Genomic DNA, 17,971 nt, shown 5'->3' on the forward strand with positions numbered 1-17,971 from the left:
TAATATACGGACGCCAACGTCCGTATAACATTATTATTTAGGGCGCTCATCATGGCTCCTATCCTCCTGATTCTTAATCATTTTCGTTTTTCTGCGTCTCTATAATAACCCCCAATAATGCGGACAGGTTGAGCGTCTCTTTTTGAGGGGTAAGCAGACGGCAAAATGGACTAGGCAAATGTCAGTTTCTGGCCGATAGCACGCGAAAAACATTATTCCTAGTGGAGTAGCATTTATCCCTGCAGACCACATCACGGTAATGTTGTCGCTATAGGCAGGATCGGGCAATTTCGGATCGGTGTGCCGGAGTCTTTGCGGCTCAAGTGTTCGGCTCCGAAGCCGCAAATGAATTACGGGGTCTTGGAACCCGTTTCGACTTCAGGAGAACTTGCATGGCTATTTCATCCGTAACCTCGAGCGAGACAGCGCAGTTAGCCGCAACTTATGCCAAGTCTCAGGCCGAGCGAAGTGAACGGGTCGAGAATGACGGCGACAGCGACGACAAAAAAGCCGAAGCGGCGCAGCCTGCAAAGGAGCCGACATCAACGGTCAATGCCAGTGGCCAGACCATCGGCTCGGTTGTAAATACAAAAGCCTAGCCGCATCCAAATAGCCGGTCTCCGGGATCCCTGACTGGCGGCTCCTGGCCGATTGATGCCGGCTATCGATTCAAACCGGATTTAATCCTTACATCGTGACGGACAAGCCTGTCGGCATCCATTTTCAGCACTAGATTCCGGATACCCGGATTAAGCCCGTCTCCGCGCGTTCAGCCCACCAGTTCCGCTCGGGCGAAACCCCGCGCATGCCGGCCCAGCAGGGTGGTGGCTTCATGGCTGGACATGGCGGCGCTGTAGTAATACCCCTGCACTTCGTGGCATTGCATCTGCTGCAGGCTGGCACGCTGGGCCTCGGTTTCGACAAGATTCATGCCGCGTCCCATGGCGATCATGGCGTTGACGATGGACATGTTCTCTTCGCGTTCGAGGTCCTGCACGAAGGACTGGTCGATCTTCAGTGTGTGGATGGGGAAACGCGAAAGATATTTGAACGAGCTGTAGCCGGTGCCGAAGTCGTCGATGGCCAGCCGGATACCCGAGGCGGACAGCCGGCCGAGCTTGATCGCGTTGGCCTCGAAGTCGCGCATCAGCAGGCTCTCGGTGATTTCCAGTTCCATCTGGTGGCCGTCCAGCGAATACACCTGGATCGCACGCATGACGCTGTCGACGAAATCGGGATTCTCGAGCTGGCGCGCGGAGATGTTCACCGACAGGCGCACCGGCGGCAGCCCGGCCTTGCGCCAGTCGGCCATCTGCGCGCTGGCCTGGCGCAGCACCCAGTCGCCGATCGGCACGATGACGCCGGATTCCTCGGCCACCGGGATGAAGTCGGCGGGCGTCAGCAGGCCGCGCTGCGGATGCCACCAGCGCAGCAGGGCTTCGAACCCGCGCACCTCACCGGTCGTGGTGTCGACCTGCGGCTGATAGAACAGCACGAATTCGTTGCGCGCCAGTGCACGGCGCAGGTCGGCCTCGATCTGCATGCGCTCGGAGTAGGGCGCCTGCATGCCAGATTCCCAGAACTGGAGGCGACTGCGGCCCTGTGATTTGGCCTGGTACATGGCGATTTCCGCCTGGCGGATCAGGCTGTCGATCATGTCGCCATCTTCCGGCGCGACGCAGGCGCCGATGCTGACCGAGATATAGATCTCGTGGCCCTTGACGTACACCGGTTTGGACAGCACCTGGATGATCTTGCGGCAGATGTGCTCGACGTCGCTGCGCGACACCAGGGTCGGCAGCAGCACGGCGAATTCGTCGCCGCCGAGGCGCGCCAGCGTGTCGCCCTCGCGCAGGCACTGGCGCAGGCGCGCACCGACCGCAAGCAGCAGTTCGTCGCCGATGGTATGGCCGAGCGAATCATTGATCACCTTGAAATGGTCGAGGTCGAGGCTCAGCACCGCCAGCGGCTTCTGGTTGCGCTTGGCCTGCGCCAGCATGAGCCCGAGGTGGTCGCGGAACAGCGCGCGGTTGGGCAGGCCGGTGAGCAGGTCGTGGTAGGCCTGGTAGTGCACGGTTTCCTCGGCCTGCTTGCGCTCGGTGACGTCCTTGGCGACGCCGTAGCTGCCGATGAAGCGTTTCTCGAACGGACTCGCCTCCTCGTCGTACATGCCGGTCGCGGTGAGCTCGACCGACTTGCAGCGGCCGTTCATCAGGCGCGGGCGGCGCATTCCGGGATTGCACTTGAGACGGATCTCGGTGTTGCGCGCGCTGCGGTCGCCGGCGCGGCGCTCGTTGAACACGTGTTCGGCGCGCGCGATGTCGTCCTCGTGGATGACAAGGCTGTAATGCTGGCCCAACAGCTCCTCGCTGCGGTAGCCGAGCAGGCTTTCGACGCGGTCGTTGACGAAGGTGAAGCGGCCGTCGCAATCCAGCGTGTAGATGAAGTCGGGCGAACTGTTGACCAGGAAACGATGCCACTTCTCCGACTGCTGCAGGCGCTGCAGGATGTGGTTGTTTTCCTTTTCCAGCCGCCGCCGGGTCAGCGTGTTGTCGATACGCCTCAGCAGTTCCTCGGGCTCATAGGGCTTGCGCACGAAGTCGGCGGCGCCGCCGCGCAGCGCGCGGATCGCCGCGTCGATGGTGCTGTCGCCCGACACCACGATCACGGGCGTATCGGCGCTGCGATCGGCGACGAAGCGCAGCACCTCGTTGCCGTTGAGGTCCGGCATGCCAAGGTCGAGCAGGATGGCGTCGAACTGCTGCTTGCCGATGGCGATCAGCGCGTCGCAACCGCCGTTGGCGGTCACCACGTCGTAATCGCGGGTGGCCAGCAAGCGCGTCAACCCCTCCAGAATCAGCGGCTCGTCGTCCACCACCAGGAGGCGCGGGCGCACCGGAAACGTGCTGACCGTACTGCGGGGCGGGGAGGATTCGATGGGATCGTCTGACACGTGTGTTCTCCTTGGCGCGGGTTACATAGACCCGTAGCGTGTTGTTGTGAGCGGAGCCTGGCCGTTTTGCAAAGTCGGCAGGCGGATCAGGAAATGGGTTCCCTGCGGTGTGCTGGTGCAGCTGAGGTGGCCATTCAGACGCTCCACCAGGCTGCGGCTGATGGTCAGTCCGAGGCCGGCATGGTCGCCGCCCTTTTCGCTGATCACCGGTTCGAACAAATGCGACGCGACGGCGGCAGGCAGGGGCCGGTATCGGCCACTTCGATTTCGATCTGACGCTGGCCGTCGACCGCAACCAGCCGCGTGATGAATTTGAGATGGCCGCCCGCATGCATGGCCTCGACTGCGTTCTTGGCGAGGTTGAACAACACCTGCTTCAGCAGGTCCTTTTGCAGCGGCATCGGCGGCACGTCGGGGTTGAGGTCGATCTGCACGTTGACCTTGTTCGGCGCGAACAGGGTGCCGAGGGCCATGCGCACCAGCTCGGAGACCACGCTATTGACCGACACCAGTTCGAGTGACGCGGCGGGCACCGCGGTTTCCTCGGCCAGCGTGATGCCGCGCACAATGCGCGCCACCCGTTCGATTTCGTCGCTGATGATGCCCAGGTCGCGCTGCACCGCCGAATCCGCGCCCAGCTTGTCAGACAGCAGGTTGACGTAATTGCGCATGATGGTGAGCGGATTGGCCACTTCATGAATGGCCCGTCGCACCCGGTCGCGCGGAATATCGTCGCCCTGTGCAGCGGCAGGCGTAACGGGCTGCAGGACTACGGGCGGCGCTGCCGCCGGCACGGCGGCCGGCCGCAACAGTTCGCTGTACTCGGCCAGGGTAAACCGCCACAGCGGCGACAGCCCCAGGCCGGGCAGCGCATCGCCCACCACCAGCACGCCCATCTGGCCATCGTGCAGTGCCAGCGGCTGGCACAGAAAGCGCGCCACGCCCAGCAGGCGGGCGATCTGTTCGTCGACCAGCGCGGCATCTGTCTCGCCGCGCTCGAACTGCTGGGGCGCGTTGCGTGCCAGCGCCCGAGGCAACGCGGAGTGGCCGTCATCCGGAGGAATCGCCAGTGCCCGCAAACCGGCCTCTGCCGGAATCAGCGTGGTCAATCGCAGGGTACCGTCGACCGCGGGGGCGAAGAGACAGGTATGTTCGATTCCGAACAAGGCGCGCAGGCTATCCTGCAACAGCCCGAAAATCTGGCTGGACGACCCGTCCGACTGGCGGAAGTGTCCATGCAACGCCGATTGGGCCGCCTGGGCGGCATACAGGCGGGCGAGGCGGTCGAATCCGCCGCCGGATGACTGCGCCACGGCATCGACCAGCCCGAAGCGCTGCGCCAGCTGGCGTACCTGCACCTGGCTTTCGGCCAGCAATTGAGCGGCTTCGCCCGCGCCCATCTGCAAGGCGGCGAGCGCGGCCCGCACGTCCACGCTGTCTACCGCGTCGGCTCGCGTCGCCAGTTGATAGGCCAGCTGGACGATGCGCACCAGCGGATGGGCGGCGCGCCCGCGCGCCAGCGGTTCGGCGTGATAGCGCACCGCATCGGCCAGCCAGCCGTCGGCGTCGAGCGCCTCCAGCCAGTCGGCCGCATGGGCCGGCGGCATGATGTCCGTGTCGAGATAGTCCGCCAGATTGTGGGCGAGGCCGGCCGTCCAGGCGGCCTCGACATCCACCGCGCCCGACCGCACGCCCAAGGCCTGCGCCAGATGCGCCACTCCGATCGACTGCCTCCAGCGGCCGGCATAGTTCACCTGCGCCGTACCCGCCGCAACCGGCGCAGCCAATAGCAGTGCGCGCAGCAGATCCGGCTGCGCGCCGAAATCGACGGGTAGCAATTGCAATCGCAGCGCCAATACGGGGTCGCAGCGTACGCAGGCGGCAAATTCCGCCTGCGCAGCCTCGCCCCGCATCAGGAGCTCCAGCGCCTCAGCCACCACGCCGGGGGCGCACTGACATGCTGTTAGCCCCGATTTCTTTAGTAAATTATTCGGAAGTTCTCCCATGTCATTGCTATATATAATAAATTTTGTTACACCGTCAATCTAGGGCTTAAAATAATTGGGCAGGCGCCGCGAACTGTTGTTTTCAAGTTTTGGTCTGCGTGTCCGTATTGGCCATAGCTGATATATTTTCGTACCCTCTTTGAAAGCAGAATGCACATGAAAGCTTTTCTGACCGGATTGATTTTGCTGTGCGTACATACCGGCGCCGCTGCGCTCGACGGCAACACCGCGCTCGAAGTGGACAAGCCGGTCGCCGCCCCGCAATCGCAGCCCGAACCCGCGTCCATGCCCGAGTTGAATGCGCAGTCCGTGCTGGTGTACGACCAGGCCAGCGGGCGGCCCTTGCTGGAAAAGAATGCCACCATGCAGACGCCGATCGCGTCGATCACCAAGCTGATGACGGCCATGCTGGTGATCAATGCCGGCCAGCCTCTGGACGAGCGCATCACCATCACGTCCGACGACCGTGACACCATCAAGGGCACCGGCTCGCGCCTGGCGATCGGCGCCCACTACACCCGCGAACAACTGCTGCATCTTGCCCTGATCGCCTCCGACAACCGCGCGGCGCACGCGCTGGCCCGCTCCTATCCGGGCGGCCTCGACCGCTTCATCGCCACCATGAACCGCACGGCGCGCGTGCTGGGCATGCGCGACACCGTGTATGTCGAACCCACCGGCCTGTCGAGCAGCAACCGTTCGACCGCGCTCGATCTCGCCAAGCTTGCAGATTACGCCTATCAGAACTATCCCGAAATCCGCCAGATCACCGCGACCGGCCAGTACACGCTGGGGACCCAGCGCGTGGTGCTGAAGAAGAAGCACCACCGGCAGGCGAAGGTGTATTACCGCACCGTTGCCTTCAACAATACCAACCGCCTCACACGCATGGACGACTGGCATATCGGCCTGTCGAAAACCGGTTTCATCAATGAAGCCGGACACTGTCTGGTGATGCAGGCCGAGGTGGCGGATCGCGATGTCATCATCGTGCTGCTCGACTCCAGCGGCAACAACAGCCGCGCCAGGGACGCCGCGCGCATCAAGGCCTGGCTGGAAGAAACCAATCTTCCGCGCAACACCGTAACCCACTACACCGCCGCGTCCCGCACCTGACGCTTCCTGGCGCCGGGCCCAACGGGCTTTCACGGGTTCATCGCCCCGTGAAAGCCCGTTTCATTTGACGGGCGCACTGCGGGGCCGGATCCCGCCGGAACCGGGGCGACACGCGTTATGATGGCCGCCCCGTCCGCCCGACATCTCGTTTCATGTCCGCCGATCTCGCCCAGCAACTGCTGCTGAAAACGCTGCTGCCCCTGTCCCTGCTGATCGCCGCGGGCGGCATCTGGCCGCGCTGGCAAAGCGGCATTTCCATCGTCGGCCTGCGCGGCGAGATCAACCGGCTGGTGTTGAACTTCTTCGCGCCCGTGCTGTTCTTTTCGGCCGGCGCCGCGGCCACGGTCGACCTGAACCTGTTGCAGGTACCCTTGATTCTCGGCGTCGCCACGCTGGCCGGCCTGGGGCTCGCCGCCCTGGCGCTGTTCGCCACCCCGCTCGGGCACGGCCTGTCGCGGCCGCAGCGCGGCGCGGTCATGCTGGCCGCCGGCTTCGGCAACGTGCTGTTTTTCGGCTATCCCTTCCTCACCACGGTCTTCGGCGAACGCGGCGCGCGTTATCCCTTCTTCGCCGACATGCTCGCGACCACGCCGCTGGTGTGGTCGCTCGGCGTGTGGATCGCCTTCCGTTGCGGCAAGCACACCGAACACGCCTCGTTTCTGCGGATGTGGCTGAGACTGCCGCCGGTATGGGGATTCGCTGCCGGCATCGCGGTCAACCTGTCCGGCGCGCACCTCGACCCGCTGGTGGAAGCCGCGCGCTGGGCCGGTAGCCCGACCATTCCACTGATGCTGTTCGTGCTCGGCCTGACCATCCCCTGGCATGATCTGCGCCCGCAAAAAGCCGTCGCCGTGGCCTTGCTCATCAAGCTGGCACTGATGCCCTTGCTCGCGCTCGGCGTCGCGCTGGCATGGCCGGGGCCCCTCACCGAACCCGGCGAAGCCGGCGTCCTCGAGGCCGCCATGCCGACCATGGTGATGGTCATCGCACTGGCCGACCGCTTCGGGCTCGACACCCGTCTGGCCGGCCTCATCATGGGCTGGTCAACGCTGACGGGATTGGTTACGCTGCCATTCTGGTTATGGCTGCTGAAGGGACTTGCATCATGAAAATCGGATTTATCGGCAGCGGCATCATGGGTCGCCCCATGGCGGAGAATCTCCTGCGCGCAGGGCACCAGCTCTATGTCTACGGCCGCCGTTTCGATCGTATCGAACCCATGCTGGTCGCCGGCGCGCTCGGCAAGGGCACGCCTGCCGAAGTGGCCGCCGAGGCCGACATCAGCTTCACCGTCGTCTCCGACACCACCGACGTCGAGCAGATCATCCTCGGCGACCGCGGCCTGGTACACGGCGCCAAGCCCGGCCACACCATCGTCGACATGAGCACCGTGTCGCCCGCCGCCACCCGCCGCATCGCCGCCGCCCTGGCGGAGCGCGGCGTTCACATGCTCGACGCCCCGGTATCGGGTGGCGAGACCGGGGCCAAGGAAGGCACGCTGTCCATCATGGTCGGCGGCGAAGTACCGATCTTCGAGAAGGTGCGCCCGCTGTTCGAGGTGCTCGGCAAGAACGTCGTCCACGTCGGCGGCCACGGTGCCGGCCAGGTCGTCAAATGCTGCAACCAGATCGTCGTCGGCCTCACCTTCGAGGGTGTCGCCGAAGCCATCCTGCTCGCGCGCCGCAACGGCGTCGACCCGGTCAAGATGCGCGAGGCGCTGCTGGGCGGCTTCGCCGGCAGCCGCATCCTCGAAGTCCACGGCCAGCGCATGCTCGACTCCAACTACAAGCCGGGCTTCAAGGTCAAACTGCATCACAAGGACATGGCCATCGTCATGGACAACGCGCAGGAAACCGCCACCCCGCTGCCCGGCGCCGCGCTGATCGCGCAGCAGATGAATGCGCTGATGGGCGCCGGCGACAGCGAACTCGATTCCTCGGCCCTCATGCGCGCGCTGGAGCGGCTGACCGGCGAAAACCACGGCAACGGCAAGTGAGCGCGAAAGAACGCGTCGTTTTCCTCGACCGCGCCGCCTTCACCGCGGACGACCTGCCGATCCCGAGCTTCGAGCACAACTGGAGCGAATACCCGGACACCGAAGCGGCCGACATCGTGCCGCGACTCTTCTGGGCGACGACGGCGATTACCCATGCGTGTCCGATCGATGCGGAGACGATCGGACAGTTGCACAAGCTAACCCGTATTGTCGTCACCGGACCTGCCAGGATCGACGTCGAAGCATGCGCAGCGCGCGGAATCGTGCTGCAGCCACTGCCGGCCAACGATGGCTCGGGCCAGGCGCTGATCAGTCTGCTCGAAACAATGGTTGAGGCTGCGTCCAACAGCGCCAAACCCTGAATTCACAGGCGATCTGCACAAACTCACGGGATGATGCTCGGCAATTCCACGCTATTCCGGCAACAAGCGCTAATCGGGGGCAAATGGCTGAACGCCGCCGATGGTTCGCACTTCGTGGTGCATAACCCGGCCAACTCGAAAGCCGTCGGCCACGCACCACGCTGCACCGTTGCCGACACCGAACACGCCATTGAAGCTGCACACACGGCTTTCCCCGCCTGGCGCGATCAAACTGCCAAAACCCGCGCGCAACTGCTGCGCCGCTGGTTCGAGCTGATCCTGCAACACCGCGATGATCTCGCCAACATCATGGTGTCCGAGCAGGGCAAACCCTTGAGCGAAGCACGCGGCGAGATCGATTACGCCGCAAGCTTCATCGAGTGGTTCGCCGAGGAAGCGCGGCGGGTGTACGGCGACGTGGTGCCGTCGCCGTGGGCGGACCGGCGCATGTTCACGCTGAAGCAACCGCTAGGCGTGGCGGCGCTGATCACGCCGTGGAATTTTCCCGCCGCGATGCTCACGCGCAAGGCGGGCGCGGCGCTGGCCGCCGGCTGCACGGTGGTGGCGAAGCCGGCGTCGCAGACGCCGTTCACCGCGCTGGCGCTGGCCGATCTGGCGCAGCGCGCGGGGCTGCCGGCGGGGGTGCTGAACGTGGTGACCGGCGACGCGGCGACGATCGGCGCTGTGCTGACGTCGCATCCGCTGGTCAGAAAAGTCTCGTTCACCGGCTCGACGGCGGTGGGCAAGCAACTCCTTGCGCAGAGCGCCGGCACCTTGAAGCATGTTTCGCTCGAACTCGGCGGCAACGCACCCTTCATCGTGTTCGACGATGCCGACCTCGATGCCGCGGTGGCAGGCGCGCTCGCCAGCAAGTACCGCAACAGCGGGCAGACCTGCGTATGCGCCAACCGGGTGTTCGTGCAGGACGCGATCCACGATGCCTTCGTTGAAAAATTCACCGCTGCAGTGGCCCAGTTGAAGGTGGGCGAAGGCTTCACGCCCGGTGTGGAGACCGGCCCGCTGATCAGCGCCGCCGCGCTGGGAAAAGTCGAAACCCACATCGCCGACGCGCTCGCCCGCGGCGCGACACTGCTGACCGGCGGCTGTCGCCATGCGCTCGGTGGATTGTTCTTCCAGCCGACGGTGCTGAGCCAATGCATGCCCGACATGCAGATCTGCCGCGACGAGACCTTCGGCCCGGTAGCGCCACTGATCCGCTTTGCCGACGAGGCCGAGGTGATCCGCATGGCCAACGACACCGAGTACGGCCTCGCTGCCTATGCCTACACGCGCGACCTCGGCCGCGCCTGGCGACTCGCGGAGCGGCTCGACTACGGCATGGTCGGGATCAACGCCGGGCTGATTTCCACTGCCGAGGTGGCATTCGGCGGCGTCAAGCAGTCGGGACTGGGGCGCGAGGGCGGGCGCAGCGGAATCGACGAGTACCTGGAAAGTAAGTACGTAAACCTGGGCGGGCTGGGATAAGTCGTTGCACCTGCTAGGCTGACGGCATGATCCCGGCCTCCGTTTCTTCCTCGCGCAATCTCATCGTCATCGGCGCCGCCAGCGGCGCCGGCGCGCCCGACCCGGCCACCGCCGAAGGGCCGGATGCGTTGCGCCATTACCGCGTCTTTCACGACACGCCGCTGCAGCATGTGGAATGGAATGCGATCCTGCGCGTGCCGCGCGAAGCGCTGGACACGCCGCTGCACGCGGTGAGGGCGCTCGGCGAACGGCTGGCTGCCGAAGTGGAAAGGGTTCTGCAGGCGGGAAACTTTCCGCTGGTGGTCGGGGGCGATCATTCCTGCGCGATCGGGACCTGGAGCGGCGTGCATCGCGCGCTGGCCGACCGGGGTCCCATCGGCCTGATCTGGATCGACGCCCACATGGACAGTCATACTTTCGCCACCACGCCGAGCGGCCAGATTCATGGCATGCCGCTGGCCGCCCTGCTCGGCCACGGCGACGCAACGCTCACCGGGATCGAGGGCATGGAAGCCAAGCTGCTGCCCGAGCATGTGTGCCTGATCGGCGTGCGCAGTTACGAAGCCGGCGAGGCGGCGCTGCTGCATGGCCTCGGCGTGCGCGTGTTCGAAATGGACGAGGTGCGCCGGCGCGGACTCGCCGCCGTATTCGATGAGGCGCTCGCCATCGTGCGGCACAGCACCGCCGGCTTCGGCGTGAGTGTGGATCTGGATGCGCTCGATCCCGAGGAGGAACCGGGCGTCGGCACGCCGGTGCCCGGCGGCCTGCGCCATGCCGAGCTTGCCGATGCGCTGTGCCGATTGCGCGGCGACCGCGCCTTCGTGGCGATGGAAATCGTCGAATACAATCCGCGCCGCGACCGCGGGCATGCCACGGCCGACGCCGCCGGCGCGCTGGCCGGTGCCATCACGCCGCTTTGAGACCGACCCGGTTGCCTGATTACTCGATCGGCAGGCCGGCTCGCATCCAGTTGACGAAGCCGTCGCGGTAGTTCTTCACGTTCGTGTAGCCGAGCTTGATCAGCGTGTCGGCCGCAAGCGGGCTGCGCTGGCTGACGCCGCAATAGACGACGATGGGGGTGGCCTTGTCCGGCACCGCGGCTTCGATCCTGAATTCCAGCAGCCCGCGCGTGATGTTGAAAAAATGCGCCGCCGCGATGTGGCCCGAGTAGTCGACTTCGGCCGGCGTGCGCACGTCGAGCACCACCGTTTGCGGCTGCGTCTTCAGCTGCGTCAGCAGGCCGGCCGTGTCGAGCTGCGGCACGCGCGCATTGGCCGCGTCGACCAGAGCTTGCGCGGTCTGCGTCAGCGCGGACGCTTCGGGCGGCGGCACGCCGATGACGGAAAGGTCCTGCGCCTGCGCAGCGGCTGCCAGCAGCAACACGGCCGGGAACAGCGCACACGATAATCGGGGAGGGTTCATCTCGGTCTCCTTTCGATGATGGGAAGCCGCGACACGGGGATCAATCCGCCGATTGGCCAACAAAGGGATTTTCTCGGCGCTCGCGGCCGAACGTGGACATCGCGCCGTGTCCCGGCACGAAACGCACGTCGTCGCCGAGCGGGAACAGCTTGTCGCGGATGGCGGCGATCAGCGCCGCGTGGTCGCCGCGCGGGAAATCGGTACGGCCGATCGAGCCCTTGAACAACACGTCGCCGACGAAAGCGAGCCGCGCATCCGGCTGGAAGAACACGATATGGCCGGGCGTATGGCCGGGACAATGCAGCACGTCGAAACGGAGGGTCCCCACGTCCACCCGATCGCCGTCGTTCAACCATTGGTCGGGCGTGAACGCCGCCGCAGGCGGAAACCCGAACAGCTCGGCCTGCCGCGGCAACAGGTCGAGCCAGAACTGCTCCTCGCGCTGCGGGCCGACGATGGGGATGCCGAGGGCTTCGCGCAGTTCGACCGCTGCGCCGACATGGTCGAGGTGGCCGTGGGTGAGCAGGATTTTTTCCAGTGCGAGGCCGCGCGATTGCACTTCGCCCAGCAGGCGCGCGGCTTCGCCGCCCGGATCGATCAAGGCCGCCCGGCCATCGGCGTCCCATACCAGCGAGCAGTTTTGTTGATACGGGGTGACGGGGAGGATGGTAAATTCCATCCTGCCATTATCTGCCGATTCCGCCACAGCGGATTCACGCCGCCATGTCCGCACCCGACGCCCTGCTGCTCATTTCCACCCAATGCCCGTACTGCCCGGCGATGCTGTCAGCGCTTGCCGACCTGGTGAAGCGGGGCGCGATCGGACGCCTCGAAGCCGTGAACCTGAACGTTCACCCCGAGGTGGGACAGACACTCGGCGTCTGGACCGTGCCCTGGCTGCGGCTCGGCCGCATCGAACTCGCCGGCATGCGCAGCCCGGCCGAACTCGCCGAATGGGCGGCCAAGGCCGACAGCGAGACCGGCTTGGCCGACTGGTTCCACATGCTGTTGAAGGAGGGCCAGCTGCCGCGTGCGCAGGCGCTGATCGAGGCCGATCCCACGCTGCTTGCGGCGGTACTGCCCATCGTCGGCAACGTCGAGGCCAGCCTCAATGTGCGGCTGGGCGCCGGCGTGCTGCTGGAAACCTTTGCCGGCAGCGACACGCTGCGCGCGCTGCTGCCACGCCTGGGTGAACTGTCGCAACACGCTGACGCGCGGGTGCGTGCCGATGCCTGCCATTACCTGGGACTGACCGGGGAGGCCGCCGCGCGCAGCTGGCTGGACGCGCGGCTGGCGGACGAAGACGCGGACGTACGCGAGATCGCCGCGGAAAGCCTGGAGAGCCTGCCGCCGGCAGCCTAGTTGCAGGCTGGCCCGGGCACCCCTTCGGTGCTATAGTTTTACGCATACACCGCCCGGGCTTCGGCCCGGGCGGTTTTCATTTTTAGACTTGTTCCAGGAGACCGCCATGGAAATCACGACCCGTCCCGCCATCACCGTATCCGAGCGCGATCTGGAGCGCCTCGAAACCATGCTCGCCGGCCTGCCAGACGACCAGCCCGGGGTGGAGGCGCTGCGCGAGGAACTCGATCGCGCGCAGATCGCCCCGTCCGAAGCGATGCCGCCCAACGTCGTGACGATGAATTCGCGCATCCGTTTCGTGCTCGAACCGGCGGACCGGGAAGTCGAGATGACCCTGATGTACCCGCGCGACTTCACCGGTCGCCCGGACCAGCTGTCGGTGGCCGCACCGGCAGGCATCGCCGTACTGGGCCTGGCGGTCGGCCAGCACATCGAATGGTGCGTCCCGGGCGGACAGACCGTGCGTGCGCGCATCATCGACATCCCCTATCAGCCCGAACGCGCGGGCGACTATATGCTCTGAGCCGGGGGCCCGATGTCCGTTCCTGCCGCCTATCTCGGCGTCATCCTCATCTGGTCGACCACGCCGCTCGCCATCCAGTGGAGTGCACAGGGCGCCGGCTTCAGCTTCGCGGTGATGGCGCGCATGCTGATCGGCCTGGCGGTCTGCCTCGTGCTGCTCGCCGCCACCCGCACCGCCTTTCCCTTCACCCCGGCCGCGCGCCGGCTGTATGCGGTCAGCGGGCTGTCGCTGTTCGCGTCGATGCTGCTCACCTACTGGGGCGCGCTGCACATTCCGTCGGGGCTGATCTCGGTCATCTTCGGGCTGTCGCCGCTGGTCACCGGCGTGTTCGCCGCGCTGTGGCTCGCCGAACGCACGCTCACGCCGCTTCGCATCGCCGGTCTGGCGCTGGCGCTGGCCGGGCTGTGGCTGATTTTCGGCCAGCCGTGGCCGGGTGACCGCCACGCCGCGCTCGGTACGCTGGCGACGGTGAGCGGCATGGCGCTGCAGGCGCTGGGGCTGGTGTGGATCAAACGCCTGAACGTGCGGGTCTCGTCGCTCGCCATCACGACCGGCTCGCTCGGCGTGGCCGTGCCCTGCTTCGTGCTGGCCTGGGTCATTGCCGACGCCGCGCAGCTACCCGCCGACGCCACGCTGCGCGCCGGCGCGGCCATCGTGTATCTTGGCATCCTCGGTTCGGTGGTGGGCTTCACGCTGTATTACTACATGATCAAGCATCTCGACGCCGGCCGCATCGCGCTGATCATGCTGGTCACGCCCGTGTCGGCGCTGCTGCTCGGCCAGACGCTGAACCATGAGCGCATCCCGGCCATCGGCTGGGCCGGCATCGCGCTGATCGGCGCGGGCCTGTTGCTGTATGAGTGGCAGGCGCTGCGGCAGCTGCGGCGGCCGCTTATTTCCTGAACAGGTCGTCGAGCGAAGCCGGGGAGGCCGGCTTGTCGGGTTCGCCGTCGGCCGGCGGGTTCGTACCGGATGCGTTCGAGAACAGCGCATCGAGCGCGCTACGACCGGGCTGCGCCATCACCGCGCCGCCACCCCGATAGGCTTCCGGCCGCGGCACGAACCAGCCGCAATCGTTGACACGCGTCTTGTCGGCAACCCGGTCGGCCGCCAGTTCGCGGCATTGGCTGGCGCGGTGCGCATCGTAGTGGCGACACAGCTTGCAGACGTGCAGGTCGACGCGGCAGCTCGGGCAGGTAACCCGGCGCGACAGCGGCAAGGGCATGCCGGCCAGGCTGGCGCCGCATTTCCAGCAGACCAGGCTCATGGCTCGGGGAACAACTGGCCCGGGTAATCGGGATAACGCAGGGCGTGATACTTGAGGTCCGCCAGGGCGACCGTCTGCAGAGTGTGCTCATGGGTCGCATCCAGCACCACCGGCGGCGCCATGCCGTCCTCGGCGGCTTCGAGCCAGCGCGCGGCACACACGCACCAGCGATCGCCGGCCTTCAGGCCGGGAAAACCGTATTCCGGAACCGGCGTGACGAGGTCGTTGCCGCGGCTTTGCGAATACTGCAGGAAGGCATCGGTCATCTGCGCGCAGACGGTATGGCTGCCGATATCCTGCGGACCGGTATGGCAGACCCCATCGCGAACGAACCCGGTCATCGGCGAGACGCTGCACACCTGCAGCAGGCCGCCCAACACATTGCGCGCGTCACTCACCCTTCGTCTCCTGGATTGAACGACTAAAAAATATCACAGTTGCCGCATGCGTGCGTCAGGGCAGGCCGCTGGGCTCGGCGAAGGTCGGCGCGGGCGCCAGCGTCAGTTTGCCCGCAGCGGCGGCAGCGGCATGGCTCTGCTCGACATGCGCCAGCACGCTCGGTGCGGGATAGCCGTCGACCGGCAGCTGGTGCAAGGCCTGGTACACACGGATCGCGGTTTGCGTGTGTGGACCGAGCAGGCCATCCGGCGTGCCGGCGTCGAAGCCCATTTCGTTGAGCGCCTGCTGCATCGCTTTCAACTGTTCGACGCTGAGTGCCCCGGCTTCGCCTTCACGCGCGGCCAGCGCATGCCCTCCCGCCAACTGGTGCGACAGCAGCGCCACCGCCAGTGCGTAGTTCTGTGAGCGGTTCCACTTCATCACCACGTCGAAATTATCGAACACCATAAAAGCCGGCCCCTGCCAGCCCTGCGGCAGGACGATGGCGGCGCGTCCGGCCACCTCGGGCAAGGCGTCCGCATCCGCCGCCTGGACGCCCAGTGCTTTCCAGTCCGCCACCGGCAGACGGTGCGCCACCCTGGCCTGACGCCAGTCGAACCCCTCCGGCAGCCGCACCTCTATCGCCACCGGCTCGTTCGCATGCCAGCCAGCCTGCTGCAGATAGTTGGCAGCGGAGTACAGGGCGTCGGGCAGCGACTGCCACACGTCGATGCGGCCGTCGCCGTCGCCATCCACCGCATAGGCGCGGAAAGTCGACGGCATGAACTGCATATTGCCCATTGCACCGGCCCAGGAACCGTTCATGTCGGTCGCGCTGACGTGTCCGGCATCGATGATACGCAGCGCGTCGAGCAACTGGCTGCGGAAGAACCCGCTGCGCCGCCCGTCCCAGGCCAGCGTGGCCAGGCTCGTCGGCACGTTGAGGCTGCCCAGCACGGCGCCGTATCGGGTTTCCAGCCCCCAGAACGCCACCAGTACGGTCTTCGGAATGCCGTATTTCTGCTCGACCGCATCCAGCAGCGCCGCGTGCTGCTCCAGCTGGTCCTGACCGCGCGCCACCTGGGCCGGCGTGACGCGCCGCTCCAGATAATTGGAAAAGGTCTGCAGGAATTCAGGCTGGCGGCGATCGAGTTCGATCACGCGTTCGTTCGGCTCGACGCCGGACAGTGCGGCGTCGAGCGTGGCCGGGGAAATACCCTGCGCCCTGGCATCCTGGCGGAAGGCGCCGAGCCAGCTGTCGAAGTCGTCCTGCGCCTGAACCGGGCCTGCCGCCAGCACAGCCAGGAACAGGAATGTCCTACGCATGTTTCTGCAGCCAGTATTCGAGCAGCGCCAGATGCCACAGCTTGCTGCCCTGGATGCGGGTGTGGTGCTTCTCCGGCGCATCCAGCAGCCTGTTCACGTAACTGCGCTGGTACAGGCCGCGCTCGCGGCAGGCCTGGGAATTCAATATGTCCTGCATGAAGTACAAAAAATCTCCTCGCACGAATTTGAGCGCCGGCATGGGGAAGTAACCCTTCTTGCGGTCGATCACCGCATCCGGGATCAGGCCGCGCGCGATGTTCTTCAGCACGTGCTTGCCCTCGGATGCCAGCTTCAGTTGGGCGGGCATCGCCGCGGCAAGTTCCACCAGCTGGTGGTCGAGAAAGGGCACGCGCGCTTCCAGCCCCCAGGCCATGGTCATGTTGTCGACCCGTTTCACCGGATCGTCGGTGATGAGCATGGTCGTGTCCATGCGCAATACCTGATCGATGAAGTCGTCGGCGAAAGGTTCCGCCAGATGCGCCGCAATGGTTTCCGCCGTGTAATCCGGACCGTGATAGGCCGGCATCGCCATGTCTAGGAACTCGTCGTGGTCGCGGTCGAAATAGTGGCGGCGGAAGCGCTCCAGTGGGGTCCCGTCCGTTTCCGCCGCCATGCGCGGATACCAGAAATAGCCGCCGAACACCTCGTCCGCACCTTGCCCGCTCTGCACCACCTTGACCGTCTTGCTGACCTGTTCGGACAGGAGATAAAAGGCCACCGCGTCCTGCGCGAACATCGGCTCGGACATCTGGTCGACGGCCTCGGGCAGGCGACGCAGCACCTCCGAATTGGGGATCAGGTACTTGTGGTGGCGGGTGCCGTACATGGCCGCCACCGGGTCGGAATATTCGAACTCGTTGCCGCGCTCTTCCGGCTGGTCCTCGAAACCGACCGAGAAGGTCATCAGGTCGGGCACGCCCTGTTCGGCGAGCAGGGCCACCAGCAGGCTCGAATCGAGCCCACCGGACAGCAAGACCCCGACCTTGACGTCGGCAATCTCGATGCGCTTTTTCACCGCCTGGCGCAGGCTGTCGTGGATGGCCTCGGTCCACTCGGCTTCGCCCCATTCCGATTGGGCAGCCGGCTGGGCCGGCCGCTGCGCTTTCAGCGACCAGTATTTCCGGTGGCAGAGTTCGCCGCGCGCGTTCACCGTCAGCGTGGTGCCGGGAGCGAGCTTGCGGATGCCGTTGAGGATCGTGCGCGGCGCCGGCACCACCGCATGCAGGGTGAATAGGTGGTGCAGCGCCACGGCGTCGATGCTGGTGTCGACGCCGCCTGCGGCGATCAAGGCCTGGGGCGTCGAAGCGAAGCGGAAGCGCCCGAGGTTTTCGCTGTAGTACAGCGGCTTGATGCCGAGGCGGTCGCGCGCCAGAAACAGTTCCTCGCGGTTCCAGATGGCGAACGCGAACATGCCGTGCAGGCGCTCGACGCAGGCCTCGCCCCACTCCAGGTAGGCGCGCAGGATGACCTCGGTATCGCCGTCGGAATGGAAGACATGGCCGAGATCGATCAGCTCGGCACGCAGTTCCGGGTAGTTGTAGATGGTGCCGTTGAACACCAGCGCGGTGCCGCTGGCGGCGTCGACCATCGGCTGGCGCGAGCGCGGCGACAGGTCGATGATCGCCAGCCGCCGGTGGCCCAGGCGCACCGGTCCGTCGGTGTGCTGGCCTTCGGCGTCCGGCCCGCGCCGGGCCAGCCTGGCCAGCATTCGCGCCATCGCTGCCGCATCGGGCGCCGTGTTGTCGAATCGGAATTCACCTGCTATGCCGCACATG

General features: G+C 65.7%; 19 protein-coding genes. 10 read left to right on the plus strand and 9 right to left on the minus strand.

The window, feature by feature from the left end; all coding sequences use genetic code 11:
- Positions 1-392 precede the first annotated feature (392 nt).
- Entirely contained in the window at positions 393-599 is a 207-nt protein-coding gene (locus ABT23_RS03195) for a hypothetical protein (RefSeq protein ID WP_296631058.1), read from the plus strand.
- 170 nt (positions 600-769) lie between these two features.
- Here the strand turns inward: ABT23_RS03195 and ABT23_RS03200 are convergent, their stop codons facing one another.
- From ABT23_RS03200 to ABT23_RS03210, 3 genes are read right to left on the minus strand one after another with little or no spacing between them, the layout of a single operon-like run.
- The gene (locus ABT23_RS03200) at positions 770-2,953 is read right to left on the minus strand and encodes an EAL domain-containing protein (protein WP_296631062.1); all 2,184 of its coding nucleotides are present in this window, start codon (positions 2,951-2,953) and stop codon (positions 770-772) included.
- A 21-nt stretch (positions 2,954-2,974) separates the two neighbouring features.
- A complete protein-coding gene (locus ABT23_RS03205) occupies positions 2,975-3,172 on the minus strand; it encodes an ATP-binding protein (protein ID WP_296631067.1) in 198 nt (65 codons plus the stop codon).
- A complete protein-coding gene (locus tag ABT23_RS03210) occupies positions 3,157-4,890 on the minus strand; it encodes an HD domain-containing protein (protein WP_296631073.1) in 1,734 nt (577 codons plus the stop codon). Before ABT23_RS03210 ends, ABT23_RS03205 begins: the two co-directional genes overlap by 16 nt.
- A 225-nt stretch (positions 4,891-5,115) precedes the next feature.
- On the opposite strand from ABT23_RS03210, the gene ABT23_RS03215 reads away from it, so the two are divergent.
- From ABT23_RS03215 to ABT23_RS03240, 6 genes are all read left to right on the plus strand, one after another.
- On the plus strand, positions 5,116-6,075 hold the full coding sequence (locus tag ABT23_RS03215; protein WP_296631076.1) for a serine hydrolase: 960 nt from the start codon (positions 5,116-5,118) through the stop codon (positions 6,073-6,075).
- A gap of 152 nt (positions 6,076-6,227) precedes the next feature.
- Positions 6,228-7,184, plus strand: a complete 957-nt coding sequence (locus tag ABT23_RS03220; protein WP_296631080.1) for an AEC family transporter — start codon at positions 6,228-6,230, stop codon at positions 7,182-7,184.
- Entirely contained in the window at positions 7,181-8,071 is an 891-nt protein-coding gene (locus ABT23_RS03225; RefSeq protein WP_296631083.1) for a 2-hydroxy-3-oxopropionate reductase, read from the plus strand. Before ABT23_RS03220 ends, ABT23_RS03225 begins: the two co-directional genes overlap by 4 nt.
- Positions 8,068-8,433: a hypothetical protein gene (locus ABT23_RS03230; RefSeq protein ID WP_296631086.1), complete on the plus strand. Its 366-nt coding sequence runs from the start codon at positions 8,068-8,070 to the stop codon at positions 8,431-8,433. Before ABT23_RS03225 ends, ABT23_RS03230 begins: the two co-directional genes overlap by 4 nt.
- 30 nt (positions 8,434-8,463) lie before the next feature.
- Positions 8,464-9,918, plus strand: a complete 1,455-nt coding sequence (locus ABT23_RS03235) for an NAD-dependent succinate-semialdehyde dehydrogenase (protein ID WP_296631088.1) — start codon at positions 8,464-8,466, stop codon at positions 9,916-9,918.
- A gap of 26 nt (positions 9,919-9,944) precedes the next feature.
- Positions 9,945-10,838 (plus strand): arginase, encoded by an 894-nt coding sequence (locus ABT23_RS03240; protein WP_296631090.1) that lies wholly within the window; start codon positions 9,945-9,947, stop codon positions 10,836-10,838.
- A 19-nt stretch (positions 10,839-10,857) separates the two neighbouring features.
- Here ABT23_RS03240 and ABT23_RS03245 read toward each other — a convergent pair whose 3' ends face one another.
- Together ABT23_RS03245 and ABT23_RS03250 are read right to left on the minus strand one after the other, a co-directional pair.
- The gene (locus ABT23_RS03245) at positions 10,858-11,340 is read right to left on the minus strand and encodes a rhodanese-like domain-containing protein (protein WP_296631093.1); all 483 of its coding nucleotides are present in this window, start codon (positions 11,338-11,340) and stop codon (positions 10,858-10,860) included.
- Between the two features lie 40 nt (positions 11,341-11,380).
- Complete coding sequence (locus ABT23_RS03250) at positions 11,381-12,019, minus strand: MBL fold metallo-hydrolase (protein ID WP_296631096.1); 639 nt, start codon at positions 12,017-12,019, stop codon at positions 11,381-11,383.
- Positions 12,020-12,063: 44 nt separating this feature from the next.
- Here ABT23_RS03250 and ABT23_RS03255 point away from each other — a divergent pair, with 44 nt between their 5' ends.
- The 3 genes from ABT23_RS03255 to ABT23_RS03265 all read left to right on the plus strand — a co-directional run bounded on the left by ABT23_RS03255 (position 12,064) and on the right by ABT23_RS03265 (position 14,128).
- Entirely contained in the window at positions 12,064-12,702 is a 639-nt protein-coding gene (locus tag ABT23_RS03255) for a HEAT repeat domain-containing protein (RefSeq protein WP_296631099.1), read from the plus strand.
- A 106-nt stretch (positions 12,703-12,808) separates the two neighbouring features.
- A complete protein-coding gene (rnk, locus tag ABT23_RS03260) occupies positions 12,809-13,225 on the plus strand; it encodes a nucleoside diphosphate kinase regulator (protein ID WP_296631102.1) in 417 nt (138 codons plus the stop codon).
- A 12-nt stretch (positions 13,226-13,237) separates the two neighbouring features.
- Entirely contained in the window at positions 13,238-14,128 is an 891-nt protein-coding gene (locus ABT23_RS03265) for a DMT family transporter (RefSeq protein WP_296631105.1), read from the plus strand.
- Here ABT23_RS03265 and ABT23_RS03270 read toward each other — a convergent pair.
- Genes ABT23_RS03270 through ABT23_RS03285 form a run of 4 tightly spaced genes read right to left on the minus strand, consistent with a single transcriptional unit; the run spans position 14,118 to position 17,970 of the window.
- Positions 14,118-14,492: a hypothetical protein gene (locus tag ABT23_RS03270; RefSeq protein WP_296631109.1), complete on the minus strand. Its 375-nt coding sequence runs from the start codon at positions 14,490-14,492 to the stop codon at positions 14,118-14,120. The two genes, ABT23_RS03265 and ABT23_RS03270, sit on opposite strands and share 11 nt — an antisense overlap.
- Positions 14,489-14,890 (minus strand): DUF2237 domain-containing protein, encoded by a 402-nt coding sequence (locus ABT23_RS03275; RefSeq protein ID WP_296631112.1) that lies wholly within the window; start codon positions 14,888-14,890, stop codon positions 14,489-14,491. The genes ABT23_RS03270 and ABT23_RS03275 overlap by 4 nt, the downstream gene beginning before the upstream one ends.
- A gap of 55 nt (positions 14,891-14,945) precedes the next feature.
- The gene (locus tag ABT23_RS03280; protein WP_296631114.1) at positions 14,946-16,196 is read right to left on the minus strand and encodes a lytic murein transglycosylase; all 1,251 of its coding nucleotides are present in this window, start codon (positions 16,194-16,196) and stop codon (positions 14,946-14,948) included.
- Positions 16,189-17,970 carry an N-acetylglutaminylglutamine amidotransferase gene (locus ABT23_RS03285; protein ID WP_296631117.1) on the minus strand — a complete coding sequence of 594 codons (1,782 nt, stop codon included), beginning with the start codon at positions 17,968-17,970 and terminating at the stop codon, positions 16,189-16,191. Before ABT23_RS03285 ends, ABT23_RS03280 begins: the two co-directional genes overlap by 8 nt.
- Position 17,971: the final 1 nt, after the last annotated feature.

The organism is Thiobacillus sp. SCN 63-57, from assembly GCF_001725555.1.
In the GTDB taxonomy this organism is placed as follows: Bacteria; Pseudomonadota; Gammaproteobacteria; order Burkholderiales; family Thiobacillaceae; genus Thiobacillus.

Bases quoted from the DNA above. Each gene is read 5' to 3' on its own strand.
- ABT23_RS03195 (WP_296631058.1), top strand. From the start codon at position 393: ATGGCTATTTCATCCGTAACCTCGAGCGAGACAGCGCAGTTAGCCGCA.
- ABT23_RS03215 (WP_296631076.1), top strand. From the start codon at position 5,116: ATGAAAGCTTTTCTGACCGGATTGATTTTGCTGTGCGTACATACCGGC.
- ABT23_RS03220 (WP_296631080.1), top strand. From the start codon at position 6,228: ATGTCCGCCGATCTCGCCCAGCAACTGCTGCTGAAAACGCTGCTGCCC.
- ABT23_RS03225 (WP_296631083.1), top strand. From the start codon at position 7,181: ATGAAAATCGGATTTATCGGCAGCGGCATCATGGGTCGCCCCATGGCG.
- ABT23_RS03235 (WP_296631088.1), top strand. From the start codon at position 8,464: ATGATGCTCGGCAATTCCACGCTATTCCGGCAACAAGCGCTAATCGGG.
- ABT23_RS03240 (WP_296631090.1), top strand. From the start codon at position 9,945: ATGATCCCGGCCTCCGTTTCTTCCTCGCGCAATCTCATCGTCATCGGC.
- ABT23_RS03245 (WP_296631093.1), bottom strand. From the start codon at position 11,340: ATGAACCCTCCCCGATTATCGTGTGCGCTGTTCCCGGCCGTGTTGCTG.
- ABT23_RS03250 (WP_296631096.1), bottom strand. From the start codon at position 12,019: ATGGAATTTACCATCCTCCCCGTCACCCCGTATCAACAAAACTGCTCG.
- ABT23_RS03255 (WP_296631099.1), top strand. From the start codon at position 12,064: ATGTCCGCACCCGACGCCCTGCTGCTCATTTCCACCCAATGCCCGTAC.
- rnk (WP_296631102.1), top strand. From the start codon at position 12,809: ATGGAAATCACGACCCGTCCCGCCATCACCGTATCCGAGCGCGATCTG.
- ABT23_RS03265 (WP_296631105.1), top strand. From the start codon at position 13,238: ATGTCCGTTCCTGCCGCCTATCTCGGCGTCATCCTCATCTGGTCGACC.
- ABT23_RS03270 (WP_296631109.1), bottom strand. From the start codon at position 14,492: ATGAGCCTGGTCTGCTGGAAATGCGGCGCCAGCCTGGCCGGCATGCCC.
- ABT23_RS03280 (WP_296631114.1), bottom strand. From the start codon at position 16,196: ATGCGTAGGACATTCCTGTTCCTGGCTGTGCTGGCGGCAGGCCCGGTT.
- ABT23_RS03285 (WP_296631117.1), bottom strand. From the start codon at position 17,970: ATGTGCGGCATAGCAGGTGAATTCCGATTCGACAACACGGCGCCCGAT.